Annotated in this window: 14 protein-coding genes; 11 read left to right on the forward strand and 3 right to left on the reverse strand. The window is 68.2% G+C overall.

What is annotated here, in order from left to right:
• Positions 1 to 179: 179 nt before the first annotated feature.
• The 8 genes from ppc to A7D27_RS20985 all read left to right on the forward strand — a co-directional run bounded on the left by ppc (position 180) and on the right by A7D27_RS20985 (position 8,173).
• Positions 180 to 2,819 (forward strand): phosphoenolpyruvate carboxylase, encoded by a 2,640-nt coding sequence (gene ppc, locus A7D27_RS20950; RefSeq protein WP_069561324.1) that lies wholly within the window; start codon positions 180 to 182, stop codon positions 2,817 to 2,819.
• A 157-nt stretch (positions 2,820 to 2,976) separates the two neighbouring features.
• Positions 2,977 to 3,624: an adenylate kinase gene (gene adk, locus A7D27_RS20955; protein WP_069561323.1), complete on the forward strand. Its 648-nt coding sequence runs from the start codon at positions 2,977 to 2,979 to the stop codon at positions 3,622 to 3,624.
• An 87-nt stretch (positions 3,625 to 3,711) separates the two neighbouring features.
• Positions 3,712 to 4,392: a tRNA (adenosine(37)-N6)-threonylcarbamoyltransferase complex dimerization subunit type 1 TsaB gene (gene tsaB / locus A7D27_RS20960; protein WP_069565970.1), complete on the forward strand. Its 681-nt coding sequence runs from the start codon at positions 3,712 to 3,714 to the stop codon at positions 4,390 to 4,392.
• Between the two features lie 129 nt (positions 4,393 to 4,521).
• Positions 4,522 to 4,869 (forward strand): hypothetical protein, encoded by a 348-nt coding sequence (locus A7D27_RS20965; protein ID WP_069565971.1) that lies wholly within the window; start codon positions 4,522 to 4,524, stop codon positions 4,867 to 4,869.
• Positions 4,869 to 5,729, forward strand: coding sequence for a DUF72 domain-containing protein (locus A7D27_RS20970; RefSeq protein WP_069561320.1), 861 nt, complete (start codon positions 4,869 to 4,871; stop codon positions 5,727 to 5,729). Before A7D27_RS20965 ends, A7D27_RS20970 begins: the two co-directional genes overlap by 1 nt.
• An 83-nt stretch (positions 5,730 to 5,812) precedes the next feature.
• Positions 5,813 to 6,643, forward strand: a complete 831-nt coding sequence (locus tag A7D27_RS20975; RefSeq protein ID WP_069565972.1) for an isocitrate lyase/phosphoenolpyruvate mutase family protein — start codon at positions 5,813 to 5,815, stop codon at positions 6,641 to 6,643.
• A 14-nt stretch (positions 6,644 to 6,657) separates the two neighbouring features.
• Positions 6,658 to 7,335, forward strand: coding sequence for an extensin family protein (locus A7D27_RS20980; RefSeq protein ID WP_083265725.1), 678 nt, complete (start codon positions 6,658 to 6,660; stop codon positions 7,333 to 7,335).
• 55 nt (positions 7,336 to 7,390) lie between these two features.
• Positions 7,391 to 8,173, forward strand: coding sequence for a class I SAM-dependent methyltransferase (locus tag A7D27_RS20985; RefSeq protein WP_069565973.1), 783 nt, complete (start codon positions 7,391 to 7,393; stop codon positions 8,171 to 8,173).
• 50 nt (positions 8,174 to 8,223) lie between these two features.
• On the opposite strand, the gene A7D27_RS20990 is transcribed toward A7D27_RS20985, so the two are convergent.
• Positions 8,224 to 8,865 carry a TetR/AcrR family transcriptional regulator gene (locus A7D27_RS20990; RefSeq protein ID WP_069561316.1) on the reverse strand — a complete coding sequence of 214 codons (642 nt, stop codon included), beginning with the start codon at positions 8,863 to 8,865 and terminating at the stop codon, positions 8,224 to 8,226.
• 95 nt (positions 8,866 to 8,960) lie between these two features.
• On the opposite strand from A7D27_RS20990, the gene A7D27_RS20995 reads away from it, so the two are divergent.
• Positions 8,961 to 10,064, forward strand: coding sequence for an efflux RND transporter periplasmic adaptor subunit (locus A7D27_RS20995; RefSeq protein ID WP_069561315.1), 1,104 nt, complete (start codon positions 8,961 to 8,963; stop codon positions 10,062 to 10,064).
• A gap of 6 nt (positions 10,065 to 10,070) precedes the next feature.
• Positions 10,071 to 13,142, forward strand: a complete 3,072-nt coding sequence (locus tag A7D27_RS21000) for an efflux RND transporter permease subunit (RefSeq protein ID WP_069565974.1) — start codon at positions 10,071 to 10,073, stop codon at positions 13,140 to 13,142.
• Positions 13,143 to 13,247: 105 nt separating this feature from the next.
• On the opposite strand, the gene rnt is transcribed toward A7D27_RS21000, so the two are convergent.
• Positions 13,248 to 13,916, reverse strand: a complete 669-nt coding sequence (gene rnt / locus A7D27_RS21005; protein ID WP_069565975.1) for a ribonuclease T — start codon at positions 13,914 to 13,916, stop codon at positions 13,248 to 13,250.
• A complete protein-coding gene (pyrC, locus tag A7D27_RS21010) occupies positions 13,913 to 14,959 on the reverse strand; it encodes a dihydroorotase (protein WP_069565976.1) in 1,047 nt (348 codons plus the stop codon). Before pyrC ends, rnt begins: the two co-directional genes overlap by 4 nt.
• 161 nt (positions 14,960 to 15,120) lie before the next feature.
• On the opposite strand from pyrC, the gene A7D27_RS21015 reads away from it, so the two are divergent.
• Positions 15,121 to 16,104, forward strand: coding sequence for an OmpA family protein (locus tag A7D27_RS21015; protein ID WP_069565977.1), 984 nt, complete (start codon positions 15,121 to 15,123; stop codon positions 16,102 to 16,104).
• Positions 16,105 to 16,201: the final 97 nt, after the last annotated feature.

Below are 16,201 nucleotides of genomic sequence, written 5' to 3' on the forward strand. Positions count from 1 at the left end.
CTTATGGGGTGTGACTGGCCGCCTGTCGAAAATGTTCAAGAAAATTTACGAGGCAGGGTCACAGCCCTTGACCGCAGCGAGCCGGAGCGCAGGTGCCGCGTGGTAGGGCGGCGGTCTTGCCAGTGCTGCCTGGCGTGGGCACTCTGGAGCCTCCTTGCCCTTTACCGGAGAGGCCTGCCATGGCGGAGATCGACCCGCGCCTGCGTGAAGACGTCCACCTGCTCGGCGAACTGCTGGGTGACACCATCCGTGACCAGTGGGGCGATGCCTTCCTGGAGAAGATCGAGCGCATCCGCAAGGGCGCCAAGGCCGCGCGCCAGGGCGTGGCAGAAGGGCGCCAGCGGCTGGAGGCGTCCTTCGCCGACCTCACCACCGATGAACTGCTGCCGGTGGCCCGTGCCTTCAACCAGTTCCTCAACCTGGCCAACATCGCCGAGCAGTACCACCGGGTACGCCGCCAGGCACCGGGTGAGCCGCTGGCGTTCGAGCAGCGCGTGTTGCCGGAACTGCTGCAGCGCCTGCGTCAGGCCGGCCACGCCCCCGATGCGCTGGCCCGCCAGGTGGCGACGCTGGACATCGAGCTGGTGCTCACTGCCCACCCCACCGAGGTGGCGCGGCGGACGCTGATCCAGAAGTACGACGCCATGGCAGCGCAACTGGCCCGTCTGGACCATGACGACCTCACCGATGCGGAGCGCGAGTCCGTGCACCTGGCGTTGCGCCGGCTGATCGCCGAGGCCTGGCACACCGACGAGATCCGCCGCCAGCGGCCGACCCCCGTGGACGAGGCCAAATGGGGCTTCGCGGTGATCGAGCACTCCCTCTGGCAGGCGCTGCCCAACGTGCTGCGCAAGGCCGACCAGGCGCTGTTCTCCGCCACCGGCGAGCACCTGCCCCTGCGCGCCGCGCCCGTGCGCTTCGCCTCGTGGATGGGCGGCGACCGCGACGGCAACCCCAACGTCACCGCAGCGGTCACCCGCCAGGTGCTCCTGCTGGCCCGCTGGATGGCGGCCGACCTGTACCTGCGGGACGTCGATCACCTGGCGGCCGAGCTGTCCATGCAGCGCGCCAGCGATGAATTGCTGGCGCGCGTCGGCGGCGAACAGGCCGAGCCCTATCGCGCCTTGCTCAAGCAACTGCGCGAGCGCCTGCGCGCCACCCGTGCCTGGGCCCAGGCCGCGCTGGACGGCGAGCGGTTGCCCGGCACCGACGTGCTGCAGGACAACGAGGACCTGCTGCAACCGCTGGAACTCTGCCACCGCTCGCTGCATGCCTGCGGCATGGGGGTGATCGCCGACGGCGCGCTGCTGGATTGCCTGCGCCGTGCGGCCACCTTCGGCCTGTTCCTGGTGCGCCTGGACGTGCGCCAGGACTCGGCCCGCCACCGCGCCGCCCTGGCGGAGATCACCGACTACCTGGGGCTGGGCGACTACAGCCAGTGGGACGAGGACACGCGCCTGGCCTTCCTCCAGCGCGAGCTGGCCAATCCGCGCCCGCTGCTGCCGCCCCATCACCAGCCCGGCGAGGACACTGCCGAGGTGCTCGCCACCTGCCGTGTGGTGGCCCAGGCGCCGGCGGCGTCCCTCGGCTCCTACGTGATCTCCATGGCGGGGGCACCTTCGGACGTGCTCGCCGTGCAACTGCTGCTGAAGGAGGCCGGGCTGCAACGGCCGATCCGCGTGGTCCCGCTGTTCGAGACCCTGGCGGACCTGGACAACGCCGCACCGACCATCGACCGGCTGCTGGGCCTGGCGGACTACCGCGCGCGTCTCTGCGGCCCGCAGGAAGTGATGATCGGCTACTCCGATTCGGCCAAGGACGCTGGCACCACCGCCGCCGCCTGGGCCCAGTACCGTGCCCAGGAAGCGCTGGTACAGGTGTGCGCCCGGCATGGCGTCGAACTGCTGCTGTTCCATGGCCGGGGCGGCACGGTGGGGCGCGGCGGCGGTCCGGCCCATGCGGCCATCCTGTCGCAGCCGCCGGGTTCGGTGGCGGGGCGTTTCCGCACCACCGAGCAGGGCGAGATGATCCGCTTCAAATTCGGCCTGCCGGATGTGGCCGAGCAGAACCTCAACCTCTACCTGGCCGCCGTGCTGGAGGCGACCCTGCTGCCGCCGCCGGAGCCCGAACCGGCCTGGCGCGAGGCCATGGACCGGCTGGCCGCCGACGGCCTGGCCGGCTACCGCGACGTGGTGCGCGGGCACCCGCTGTTCGTCGAGTACTTCCGCCAGGCCACGCCCGAACAAGAGCTGGGTCGGCTCCCCCTGGGCAGTCGGCCGGCCAAGCGCAGGGCCGGCGGCATCGAGAGCCTGCGGGCGATTCCGTGGATCTTCGCCTGGACCCAGACGCGCTTGATGCTGCCGGCCTGGCTGGGCTGGGAGCGTGCATTGCAGGGGGCGCAAGCGCGCGGCGAAGGGCCATTGCTGCAGCGCATGCGCGAGGGCTGGCCGTTCTTCGCCACCCGCATCGACATGCTGGAGATGGTCCTGGCCAAGGCCGACGCGCCGATCGCGGCGCTCTACGACGAGCGTCTGGTGGAAAACGGCCTGCGTCCGCTGGGTGCGCATTTACGCGACCTATTGTCGCAGGCCTGTGCGTCGGTACTGCGCGTGACCGGTCATTCCGAGCTGCTCGCCCTCAGTCCGGAGACCCGCGAGGCGATCGGCGTGCGGAATATATACCTGGACCCGCTTCATCTGCTGCAGACCGAGCTGCTGGCCCGTTCCAGAGCGGCTGGAAGCCGGGTGGAGGACCCCCTGCAACTGGCCCTGCTGGTGAGCGTGGCAGGCATCGCCGCGGGCCTGCGAAACACCGGCTAGAGGGCCTTTGGCTCCGACTTTCGACGGCTTGTGCGCTATAGGGGTGCTGTGTATCTTGAGCAACCTTTTGGCCGCTCGAAGACGCCGAAACCGATACTGAGATTGGCCCCACGAGGCGAATCCGAAGACTTCAAAACAATTCTTGAGGAGCACATCGATGCGCGTGATTCTGCTGGGGGCGCCCGGTGCCGGCAAAGGTACCCAGGCTGGTTTCATCACCAAGAAATTCTCCATCCCGCAAATCTCCACCGGCGACATGCTGCGTGCCGCCGTGAAGGCCGGTACCGAGCTGGGCCTGAAGGCCAAGAGCGTGATGGATGCAGGTGGCCTGGTGTCCGACGACCTGATCATCAACCTGGTCAAGGAACGCATTGCCCAGCCCGATTGCGCCAACGGCTTCCTGTTCGATGGCTTCCCGCGCACCATTCCCCAGGCCGAGGCCATGAAGGAAGCAGGCGTGAGCATCGACCACGTGGTCGAGATTGCCGTCGATGACGAGGAGATCGTTCAGCGCATCGCCGGTCGCCGCGTTCACGAGGGCAGCGGCCGCGTCTACCACGTCGTCTACAACCCGCCGAAGGTCGAGGGCAAGGACGATGTCACCGGCGAAGATCTGGTGCAGCGCAAGGACGACACCGAGGAGACCGTGCGTCATCGCCTCTCCGTGTACCACTCCCAGACCAAGCCGCTGGTGGACTTCTACCAGAAGCTGTCGGCCGCCGAAGGCACGCCGAAGTACAGCGCCGTCGCCGGCGTGGGCAGCGTCGACGAGATCACCGCCAAGGTGTTCGCCGCCCTGTCCTGATCCTTCGCGATCAGCCCGACCAACGGCCCGCTTGCGGGCCGTTGGCGTTTATAATGCGCGCCTTTTTTCGCTCACCTGGATGCCCCGATGACCACCCTGCTGGCCCTGGATACCGCCACCGAAGCCTGTTCCGTCGCCCTCCTGCATGAAGGGCGCGTGCTCAGCCATTACGAGGTGATCCCCCGGCAGCACGCCCAGCGCCTGCTGCCCATGATCCAGGACCTGCTGGGCGAGGCGGGGGTCGCCCTGTCCGCCGTGGATGCCATCGCCTTCGGCCGTGGCCCGGGTGCCTTCACCGGGGTGCGCATCGCCATCGGCGTGGTCCAGGGGCTGGCGTTCGCCCTGGAGCGCCCGGTACTGCCGGTCTCCAACCTCGCGGTGCTGGCCCAGCGCGCCCACCGGGAGCAGGGCGTGACCCAGGTGGCCGCCGCCATCGACGCGCGCATGGACGAGGTCTACTGGGGCTGCTACCGCCTGGAAGCCGGCGAGATGTGCCTGGCCGGTGTCGAGGCGGTCCTGCCGCCTGAACAGGTGGCGCTGCCGCGCGATGCAGCGGGCGACTGGTTCGGCGCCGGCACCGGCTGGGGCACCTACGGCGAGCGCCTGGCGGTGCCGACCCAGGGGCGCGACGCGGCCCTGCTGCCCCATGCCCAGGACCTGCTCGCCCTGGCCGGTTTTGCCTGGGACCGTGGCGAGGCCGTTGTCGCCGACGCGGCGCAACCGGTGTACCTGCGTGACAACGTGGCCACCCCCAAGGCGCCGCTCTGAGGGGAAACGTCGGCGGTCGCCATGGGCGACGGCCGGTATGGCCGGACGTCCGCGCCGATTGAAAAACACCCGGCGCCCGGCTAGATTCCACACCATTCACGCCCACCCTCGGGACAGCAGACGCTCGCAATGCGCATCGACGGTTTCACCTCTTCCATCTCGCTGGACCGCAGCCCTCGCCAGGGCAGCGCGACCACTGCTTTCCGCGAGGTGCAGCGCGAGGTCGAGTCGCGTCGTGACGTCCCGTCCACTCCCGCCAATACCCAGGGCTTCGAGCAGGTCGCTCAGCCGCGCAAGGTGGAGGCGAGCAACGCCAGCAGCGATGCCCTGCCGGCGCGCCTCCAGGACCTGCAGCAGCCCGTCGCTCGTAACCTCAGCAACCGGGCCTACCAGGCCATTGCCAGCTACAGCACCACGGCCAACTTCGCCTCCGAAGGCGGTGCGCCGGAAGTCCTCGGGCTCGACCTCTACGCCTGATGCTGCCGTACTTCCTCGGCTGCCCGTCCTGGAACGAGCCAGCCTGGCGCGGTTCCCTCTACCCTGACGATGTCCGCCCGGCGGAAACCCTGGAGCACTACGCCCGGGTGTTCAACGCCGTCGAGGGCAACACCACCTTCTACGCCCGTCCCGCGCCTGCCACGCTGCAGCAGTGGGCCGAGCGGATGCCGGAGGGCTTCCGCTTCTGCGCCAAGCTGCCCCGGGACATCAGTCACGAAGGCGACCTGCGTGACAAGGTCGAGGCCACCCAGGCTTTCCTGCACCTGCTCGAACCGCTCGGCGGGCGGGTCGCGCCGCTCTGGCTGCAATTGTCGGCAAGCTTCGGGCCGCTGCGGCTCGGCGAGCTGGCAGAGTGGCTCGACAGCTTCTCCCACCGCGCCATCGCTGTGGAGGTGCGCAACAACGCCTTCTTCGCCCGGGGCGAGGAGGAGAAGGCCCTGAACCGCCTGCTCCATGAGCGTGGTGTGGAGCGCATCTGCCTGGATTCCCGGGCGCTGTTCGCCTGTGAATCCGACGACCCCGCCGTGCGCCACGCGCAATCGAAGAAGCCGCGCGTACCGGTGCGCCCGGCAGCCTTCAGCCGCGCCCCGCAGGTGCGCTTCATCGGTGGTCCCGATCTGGACGCCAACCAGGTGTGGCTGGAGCCGTGGCTGGACAAGGTGGCCGGCTGGATCGAGGAGGGCCTCACGCCCTATGTGTTCCTGCATACCCCCGACAACCACCTGGCTGCCGCCCAGGCCAGGCGCTTCCATGACGGCCTGATGGGGCGTCTGCCGGGCCTGCCCGCCCTGGCTGAACCCGAGGTGGCGCCGGCGGTTGAGCAGTTCGCCCTGCTCTGATCGCCGGGCACTGTGTGTATCTGTCCGCTCCCGTTCCCCTGGGGTAAGGTCGGGCCTCCCCGCCTTCGATGGAGCGACCCCCCATGACTGACCAGAGCCAACGCGCCCGAGACTTCGCCGCCCTGCACCAGGGGCCGGACCTGGTGGTCCTGCCCAACCCCTGGGATGCCGGCTCCGCCCGCATGCTCGCGCATCTGGGCTTCAAGGCCCTGGCCACCACCAGCGCCGGTCTGGCCTTCTCCCTCGGGCGGCGGGATGCGGAAGGGGCGGTGAGCCGGGAAGAGGCCCTGGGCAACGCCCGCGCCATCGTCGAGGCCACACCGCTGCCGGTGGCGGCCGACCTGGAGAACGGCTACGGCGACAGCCCCGAAGCTTGCGCCGAGACCCTGCGGCTGGCGGCGGAAGCCGGTCTGGTCGGTGGCTCCATCGAAGACGCCAGCGGCCGGCCAGAGGCGCCCATCTACGATGCCGGGCTGGCCCTGGAGCGTATCCAGGCAGCGACTGAGGCCGCGCGGGCACTGCCTTTCCCCTTCACTCTCGCGGCGCGGGCAGAGAATTTCCTGCATGGACGGTCGGACCTGGACGATACCCTGCGCCGCCTGGTGGCCTATGCCGAGGCCGGCGCCGATGTGCTCTATGCCCCTGGCCTGACCACCCGCGAACAGATCGCCGAGGTGGTGGCCGCCGTTGCTCCCAAGCCGGTCAACATCCTGGTGGGCTCGCCAGCGCTGGCGTTGACCCTCGACGAACTGGCCGCGCTGGGCGTGCGTCGGGTCAGTCTGGGTTCCAACTTGGCGCGGGTGGCCTACGGGGCGTTCTTCGAAGCGGCGCGCCAGCTCCACGGGCATGACCTGTCCGCTGCCCAGCAGGCGATGCCGTTCGACCGGATCAACGCACTGTTTCCCCCGCAATGAGCCGACGTGGGCGAATGCTGGGGGGCCTCGTCCTCGCGCTGGTGCTGCTGCCGCTGGCGGTGAGGCAGGGCTGGATCGAGGTGCCCCCGCGCTGGAACCCCTGGGCCCCGCTGGACGTGCGTGAGCCACCGAACCTGCTGACATCCTTCAAGCTGATGCGCCTGCAGGCCGACCCCCGGCTCTGCAAGCAGGCCCTGGACAGCGCGGGGATGCGCTACCAGACGGTGCCCGACAGCGTGCCGGCCCCGGGCTGCCCGGTGGAGAACGCGGTGCGTGTGAGTGCGTCCGGCGTGCGCTTCAGCAGCAGCTTCCTGGCCACCTGCGAAGTGGCGGTGGGTTGGGCGCTGTTCGAGCGACACGGCCTTCAACCGGCCGCCCGCGAAGTGTTCGGCCAGCCGGTGGCGCGGGTGGACCACCTGGGCAGCTTCGCCTGCCGCAATATCGGCACCAGTCAGCGCCGCAGCCAGCACGCCTATGCCAATGCCCTGGACATCGCCGGCTTCCAGTTGGCCGATGGTCGGCGCATCAGTGTGGCCCGAGACTGGAGCGGTCAGGGCGATGCCGCACGCTTCCTGCGCCAGGCGCACCAGGCTGCCTGCGACACCTTTCACGTCACCCTGGGGCCGGACTACAACGCCGCCCACCGTGACCATTTCCACCTCGACATGGGGCTGTTCCGCCGGTGCCGCTGACCCGGGGTGGGTGGCTCTGGCAAAATGCCGCCCATTCGATTCGATGGACCCCCTGATGAACGACGAGCAACAAACGGCCCGGGTGAGGGTCGAGGCCCTGGCGCCTCACCTGGAGGCCGAGGCTCGGGCCTGGGCCGAGCGCCTGAGCCTGCCCCTGGACGGCGAAGCGGACTTCGCCCTGCAACTGGGCGACGACGGCCTGCAACTGGTGGAACTGGGGCCGGGTGCGCCCGGCCCGGTACGGGTGGATTTCGTTGAAGGGGCTGCGGCGCACCGGCGTCAGTTCGGTGGCGGGGCAGGGCAGATGATCGCCAAGGCGGTGGGCATCCAGCCGGGTATTCGGCCTCGGATGCTGGACGCCACCGCGGGGCTCGGGCGCGATGGCTTCGTGCTCGCCAGCCTGGGCTGCGAAGTGCACCTTATCGAGCGCCAGCCGCTGGTGGCGGCCCTGCTGGAAGATGGCCTGGCCCGCGCTGCGCGTGATCTCGACGTGGCCCCCATCGCCGCCCGCCTGCACCTGCTGACCGGCAATGCGATCACCCGCATGGCCGAGTGGACGGACGAGCCGCCCCAGGTGATCTACCTCGATCCGATGTTCCCGCACCGGGACAAGAGCGCCCTGGTGAAGAAGGAAATGCGCCTGTTCCGCCCCCTGGTGGGGGATGACCTGGACGCCCCGGCGCTGCTGGCTACCGCTCTGGACCTGGCCACCCATCGGGTGGTGGTGAAGCGCCCCCGCAAGGCGCCGATCATCGAGGGGCCGAAGCCGAGCTACGCCCTGGAAGGCAAGTCCAGCCGCTACGACATCTACCCGAAGAAAGCCCTCGCCAAGGGCTGAGTGCGAATGCCTTTGGGGTGTCCGCCGGCCTTCTTCTGCTCGCCTGGGTCTCAGGCCTCGACCCGGTAGGCCTTGAGGAACAGGCCCACCACTTCCTGCACGTGCTGCTCGGCACCTGGTCCTTCCAGTGCGGCGCAACAGCCGATCAGCAGGCGGAAGTTGTGCCCGCCCTTGATCAGGCAGAAGAAGTGCTCGGCGGCGTTCAACGGCTTGTCGATGTTCAGCTTGCCGGCGTCGTTGGCGCGGGCCAGCAGGCGCTCCATCTCGTTGAGGATGCGCTGTGGGCCGGCGTCGAAGAACAGCCGCGAGAGCTTCGGGTCCTGTGTGCCCAGCGCCACCATCAGGCGGTGCAGTTCGATGGACTCGCGGCTGTTGATCAGCGCGTGGAAGCCCCGGCCGATGTTCAGTAGCACGCTTTCGATGGTGCCTTCATGGGGCAACTGGAACAGCAGCTCCGGCAATTGCTCCTCGCACTTGGCCTTCACCGCAGCGGAGAACAGTGTCTCCTTGTCGGTGAAGTGGCTGTAAACCGTGAGCTTCGAGACCCCGGCTTCCGCGGCGATAGCGTCCATACTGCTGCCGTCGTAGCCCTTGCTGAGGAACAGCGATTTCGCCGCCTCGAGGATCGCTGCGCGTTTCGCCGGGTCCTTCGGGCGCCCCGGGCCGATGCTCTGCAAAGAATTGTCTGACATTTTCTCGTTAATACTGGACTGGTGAGTTCGCTATTTTTACTATACCGGGCAGTATAAATATTCAAAAAACCTTACGTCGCGAAAGGTCATTCACCATGCACCGCCATGCCCTGTCCCTCGCTCTGCCCGTGTCCCTGTCCCTTCTCCTTGGTGCCTGTGGCAATGGTGAAAGCGCGCAGCCTATCATCCGCCCGGCCATGGTGGTGCAACCTCAACCCGCGGCGGACGCCGTGGACACCTACGCCGGCGAGGTTCGCGCCCGCTATGAACCGGACCTGGCCTTCCGCATTGGTGGCAAGATCACCCGCCGGTTGGTGGAGGTGGGGGACCGGGTGAAGAAGGACCAGCCCCTCGCCGAGCTGGACCCGCAGGACGTGCGCCTGCAACTGGAAGCGACCCGCGCCCAGGTGGCCGCCGCCGAAGCCAACCTGCAACTGGTGCGCGCCGAGCGTGATCGCTACCGCACGTTGCTGGAGCGCAGGCTCATCAGCCAGTCGCAGTTCGACAACGTCGAGAACCAGTACCGCGCCGGCGAGGCGCGGCTCAAACAGATCAAGGCCGAGTACAACGTCGCCAGCAACCAGGCGGATTACGCTGTGCTGCGCGCCTCCCAGGACGGTGTGATCGCGTCCCGCCGTGCCGAGGTGGGCCAGGTAGTGGCAGCCGGGCAGACGGTCTTCAGCCTGGCCGTCGATGGTGAGCGCGAGGTGCTGATCAGCCTGCCCGAGCACGCCATCGACCGCTTCAAGGTGGACCAGCCGGTGGCGGTGGAGCTGTGGTCCCAGCCGGGCAGCCAGTTCCCTGCGCGCATCCGTGAACTGGCGCCGGCGGCGGACCAGCAGTCGCGCACCTTCGCCGCGCGGGTCGCTTTCACCGCCGGTCAGGTGCCGGCGGAGCTGGGCCAGAGCGCCCGCGTCTACGTGAAGGGCGTGGGGGGCGAGAGTCTCTCGGTGCCGCTGTCGGCGCTTACCGCCGAGGCCGGGACCCCGTTCGTCTGGGTAGTCGACCCTGCCACTTCCACCCTGGTGCGGCGTACCGTGCATGTCGGCCCCTATGGCGAGGACAGGGTGCCGGTGCTGGACGGGCTGAAGGCCCAGGACTGGGTCGTCGCAGCCGGCGTCCAGGTGCTGCGCGAGGGGCAGCAAGTCCGCCCCGTGGACCGCGCCAATCGCGCGGTCAAGCTGGTGGCCAAGGAGTAAGGCACGGTGAACTTCAACCTCTCCGCCTGGGCGCTGAAAAACCGTCAGATCGTCCTCTACGTCATGCTGCTCCTGGGTATCGTCGGTGCCCTGTCGTACTCCAAGCTGGGGCAGAGCGAAGACCCGCCCTTCACCTTCAAGGCCATGGTGATCCGCACCAACTGGCCCGGCGCCAGTGCCGAAGAGGTGTCCCGCCAGGTTACCGAGCGCATCGAGAAGAAGCTGATGGAGACCGGCGAGTACGACCGCATCGTGTCGTTCTCCCGGCCGGGTGAATCCCAGGTCACCTTCCTGGCGCGGGACTCGATGCACTCCAACGAGATTCCCGAGCTCTGGTACCAGGTGCGCAAGAAGATCAGCGACATCCGCTACACCTTGCCCCAGGGCATCCAGGGGCCGTTCTTCAACGACGAGTTCGGTACCACCTTCGGCAACATCTATGCCCTCACCGGTGAGGGCTTCGATTACGCCGTGCTCAAGGACTACGCCGACCGCATCCAGTTGCAACTGCAGCGGGTGAAGGACGTGGGCAAGGTCGAGCTGATCGGCCTGCAGGACGAGAAGATCTGGATCGAACTCTCCAACACCAAGGCCGCGACCCTCGGCCTGCCGCTGGCGGCCGTGCAGCAGGCACTGGAAGAACAGAACGCCGTGGCCGCCGCCGGTTTCTTCGAGACGCCCACCGACCGCGTGCAACTGCGGGTGAGCGGGCGCTTCGATTCGGTGAAGGAGATTCGCGACTTCCCCATCCGCGTGGGGGATCGCACCTTCCGCATCGGTGACGTGGCCGAGGTGCGCCGGGGCTTCAACGACCCGCCGGCGCCGCGTATGCGCTTCATGGGCGAAAACGCCATCGGCCTCGCGGTCTCGATGAAAGCCGGGGGCGACATCCTGGTCCTCGGCCAGGCGCTGGAGGGCGAGTTCGCCCGCCTGCAGGAAACCCTCCCGGTCGGCATGCAGTTGCGCAAGGTCTCCGACCAGCCGGCGGCGGTGAAGACCGGCGTGGGCGAGTTCGTCCGGGTGCTTACCGAAGCGCTGATCATCGTGCTGCTGGTGAGTTTCTTCTCCCTCGGCCTGCGCACCGGCCTGGTGGTGGCGCTGTCCATCCCGCTGGTGCTGGCGATGACCTTCGCTGCCATGTACTACCTGGGCATCGGCCTGCACAAGATTTCCCTCGGCGCGCTGGTGCTGGCGCTGGGGCTGCTGGTGGACGACGCGATCATCGCGGTGGAGATGATGGCCATCAAGATGGAGCAGGGCTACGACCGGCTCAAGGCAGCCAGCTACGCCTGGACCAGCACGGCCTTCCCCATGCTCACCGGCACGCTGATCACCGCCGCCGGCTTCCTGCCCATCGCCACCGCGCAATCGGGCACCGGCGAGTACACCCGTTCGATCTTCCAGGTGGTGACCATCGCCCTGCTGGTGTCCTGGATCGCTGCCGTGGTCTTCGTGCCCTACCTGGGGGACCGGCTGCTGCCCGACCTGGCCAAGCGCCACGCCGAGAAACATGGCGGCAGCGGCGCCCACGACCCCTACGCCACGCCCTTCTACCAGCGCGTGCGGCGTGTGGTGGAGTGGTGCGTGCGCCGGCGCAAGACAGTCATCGTGCTGACCCTGGTGGCGTTCGTCGCCTCCATCGCGCTGTTCCGTTTCGTGCCCCAGCAGTTCTTCCCCGCCTCCGGGCGCCTGGAGCTGATGGTGGACCTCAAGCTGGGGGAGGGCGCGTCCCTGCTCAACACCGAGGCTGAAGCCGCGCGCCTGGAGGCCCTGCTCAAGGATCACCCCGGCATCGACAACTACGTGGCCTACGTCGGCACCGGGTCGCCGCGCTTCTACCTGCCCCTCGACCAGCAGTTGCCGGCGGCGAGCTTTGCCCAGTTCGTGGTGCTGGCCAAGACCATCGAGGACCGCGAGGCGGTGCGCAGCTGGCTGATCCAGGTGCTCAACGACGAATTCCCGGCAGTGCGCACCCGCGTGTCCCGCCTGGAGAACGGCCCGCCGGTGGGTTACCCGGTGCAGTTCCGCGTGTCCGGCGAGCACATCGACGAAGTCCGCGCCCTGGCTCGCAAGGTGGCCGACAAGGTGCGCGAGAACCCCCACGTGGTGAACGTGCACCTGGACTGGGAGGAGCCGAGCAAGGTGGTGCGGCTGAACATCGACCAGGACCGCGCCCGCGCCCTGGGCGTGAGCACCGCCGACCTGTCGCGCTTCCTGCAGAGTTCACTCAGCGGCAGCACCGTCAGCCAGTACCGCGAAGACAACGAGCTGATCGACATCCTTCTGCGCGGCACCCCGCGCGAGCGCGAGGAACTGGCCCTGCTGCCGAGCCTGGCAGTGCCCACCGACAGTGGCCGCAGCGTGCCGCTGTCCCAGGTGGCGACCCTGGAATACGGCTTCGAGGAAGGCATCATCTGGCACCGCAACCGCCTGCCGACGGTCACCGTGCGCGCCGACATCTACGACAAGTCGCTGCCGGCCAGCCTGGTGACGCAGATCCAGCCGACCCTGGAACCGATCCGCGCCGAGCTGCCCAGCGGCTACCTGCTGGAGGTGGGGGGCACGGTGGAGGATTCCGCGCGCGGGCAGAAGTCGGTCAACGCCGGTGTACCGCTGTTCATCGTGGTGGTGCTGACGCTGCTGATGCTGCAGCTCAAGAGCTTCTCGCGTTCGGCCATGGTGTTCCTCACCGCGCCCCTGGGGCTGATCGGCGTGACCCTGTTCCTGCTGGTGTTCCGCCAGCCGTTCGGCTTCGTGGCCATGCTCGGCACCATCGCCCTGTCGGGGATGATCATGCGCAACTCGGTGATCCTCGTGGACCAGATCGAGCAGGACATCGCCGCCGGCCTGGATCGCTGGCACGCCATCATCGAAGCCACGGTGCGGCGCTTCCGGCCCATCGTGCTCACCGCCCTGGCGGCGGTGCTGGCGATGATCCCGCTGTCGCGCAGCGTGTTCTTCGGCCCCATGGCGGTGGCCATCATGGGCGGGCTGATCGTCGCCACCGCCCTGACGCTGTTGTTCCTGCCGGCCCTCTACGCGGCCTGGTTCAGGGTCAAGCCGGCCGAGCGGGCCTGATCGGGGAACGAGAACGGGGGCTTCGGCCCCCATTTTGTTGCAGTGCTGGAAGACAAAAAAGGCCGCGCGTACCAGGTACGGGCGGCCTTTTTCGTGGTGGCGGGATCAGTCGTCGATCCAGCCGCCCATTTCCTTCCAGCGGTTGACGATGCCGCAGAACAGCTCGGCCGTCTTCTCGGTGTCGTAGCGTGCCGAGTGTGCCTCGCGGCCATCGAACTCGATGCCGGCGGCCTGGCAGGCCTTGGCCAGCACCGTCTGGCCGTAGGCCAGGCCCGCCAGGGTGGCGGTGTCGAAGCTGGAGAAGGGGTGGAAGGGGTTGCGCTTGATGCCGGTACGGTTCACCGCGGCATTCAGGAAGCCCAGGTCGAAGCTGCTGTTGTGCCCCACGAGGATGGCGCGCTTGCAGCCGTGTGCCTTGATGGACTTGCGCAGGCCCCGGAAGATCTCGCCCAAGGCATGTTCCTCGGTCACGGCCATGCGCAGCGGGTGGTCCAGCTTGATTCCGGTGAATTCCAGGGCGGCCTGTTCGATGTTGGCGCCCTCGAAGGGCTCGACCCGGAAGAAGTGCGTGTGGTCCGGGTAGAGAAAGCCGTCTTCATCCATCGAGACGGTGGTGGCAGCGATCTCCAGCAGGGCATCGGTGGCGCAGTTGAAACCACCGGTCTCCACGTCCACCACCACCGGCAGGTAGCCACGGAAGCGTGCCGCCATGGGGTGGCGCGGGCCGGACGGCATGTTGCCGTCGAGTTCGTCGTCGAAGAATTCCTCGCTCACGCCTGGCCCTCCAGCAGTCGCCAACGCAGGGTTTCGCCCGCGCGCAGGGGCACCACGCTGTTCGCGCCCAGGGGCAGGGTGGCCGGAGCGGTCCAGTCCTCGCGTACCAGGGTGATGGTGTCGGTGTTGCGCGGCAGGCCATAGAAATCAGGGCCGTGGTGGCTGGCGAAGGCTTCCAGCTTGTCCAGGGCGTTGCGCTGCTCGAAGGCCTCGGCGTACAGCTCGATGGCCGCATACGCGGTGTAGCAGCCGGCGCAGCCGCAGGCGGCTTCCTTGGCGTGCTGGGCGTGGGGCGCGGAGTCGGTGCCGAGGAAGAACTGCGGGCTGCCGCTGGTGGCGGCGTCCAGCAGGGCTTCCTGGTGCACGTTGCGCTTGAGGATCGGCAGGCAGTAGAAGTGCGGGCGGATGCCGCCCACCAGCATGTGGTTGCGGTTGTACAGCAGGTGGTGGGCGGTGATGGTGGCGCCCACGTTGCTGGAGGCCGAGCGCACGAATTGCACGGCGTCACCGGTGGTGATGTGTTCGAACACCACCTTCAGGGTGGGGAAGCGCTCGACGACGCGCACCAGGTGCTCGTCGATGAAAGCCTTCTCGCGGTCGAACACGTCGATCTCGCTGCGGGTCACTTCGCCGTGCACCAGTAGCAGCATGCCGACTTCTGCCATGGCCTCCAGTACCGGGAAGATGGCGTCGATGCGCGTCACCCCGGAGTCGGAGTTGGTGGTGGCGCCTGCCGGATAGAGCTTGGCGGCGTGGACGAAGCCGCTGGCCTTGGCGGCGCGGATGTCTTCGGGGCGGGTGCGGTCGGTGAGGTACAGCACCATCAGCGGTTCGAACCCGCTGCCGGCCGGACGGGCGGCGAGGATGCGCTGGCGGTAGGCGTCGGCTTCCTCGGCGTTGCGCACCGGGGGCACCAGGTTGGGCATGATGATGGCGCGGCCGAAGGTGCGCGCGGCATCGGCCACGGTGTGGGCCAGTACGGCGCCATCACGCAGGTGGATGTGCCAGTCGTCGGGACGCAGCAGGGTCAGGCGGTCGGACATGGGGGGATTCCAGGCGGGTGAAACTCGGCGTGCATGCTACCGGAAAAGCCCGGCCGGGGCACGGGCGGTGCATCAGCGGCGATGGCGCTGAACGGCGCTTAAGTTTTCCGCCTTCGCACCGATAGCCCTTGTGAACCTGACGTCTTTCCCCGGAGCCAGCCGTGCGCGCTTTTCCCATCGCCCTGCTCAGCCTCATTGCCCTGCCGGCCATGGCCATCACCTTCCAGACCCGCCTGGAGAAGGTGGAGTGGAAGGTGGAAGGAGACAAGTTCGAGTGCCGCCTGTCACAGCCGATCACCGACTTCGGCAGCGGTGAGTTCGTCCGCCGTGCCGGCGAGCAGGTCACCTTCCGCCTCAAGCCCAACGAGCGCTGGATGGGCGGCGGCCAGGCGACTTTGCTGGCGGCGGCGGCGCCCTGGCAGCCCGGGCGCGGCGACATCAACCTCGGTGCCGTGGCGGTGGGCAACGGAGAGGTGCCGTTCAACAGCAACCAGTTGCAGGGTGGGCGCCTGCTCACCGGCTTGCTGGAAGGACGCAGCCCACTGGTGCGCCACCGCACCCAACAGGGCGGGGACGCTCTGGAGGTGCGCCTGCTGCCGGTGCATTTCAACAAGGCCTACAACGACTACCTGGCCTGCACCGCCAAGCTGCTGCCGGTGAACTTCGACCAGGTGAAGAAGCTGGAACTGGGCTTTCCCGGTGGTGGCGTGGCGCTCGATCCGAGGGCTCGCGCCAAGCTGGAGATCGTCCTCGACTACATGAAAGCCGACCCGGCAGTGAATCACATCGAAATCGACGGCCACTCCGACAACTCCGGCAACCGCCTGACCAACCGCGACCTGTCGCGGCGTCGGGCGCTGGCGGTGTTCGATTACTTCAAGGCCAATGGTGTGCCGGAATCGCAGATGGTGATGCGTTTCCATGGCGAGCGCTATCCGCTGGTGCCCAACACCAACGAGGCCAACCGCGCCAAGAACCGCCGGGTGGCGGTGGTCCTGTCCAAGGAGCCCGAGGCCCCCCCGGCGGAGACCCCAGCCGCCGCACCGGCTACCGAGCCGGCAACGGCCCCTGCGGCACCCGCCACGGCCCCTGCCGTGCCCCCGACCGCCAGTCCCGCTCCTGCCAAGCCGGCGTCCGCTTCCTGAGCGGCGCCGGATCGAAAGAATCTGTCGCCTGGTCGTCATTGTCTGTCGCGCCACTGTAATTTGGCCGCCAGGGTCAGTAGAATCACCGGTTTTCGTA

Origin of the sequence: Pseudomonas sp. 1D4 (assembly GCF_001728925.1) — a bacterium.
Classification (GTDB): domain Bacteria; phylum Pseudomonadota; class Gammaproteobacteria; order Pseudomonadales; family Pseudomonadaceae; genus Metapseudomonas; species Metapseudomonas otitidis.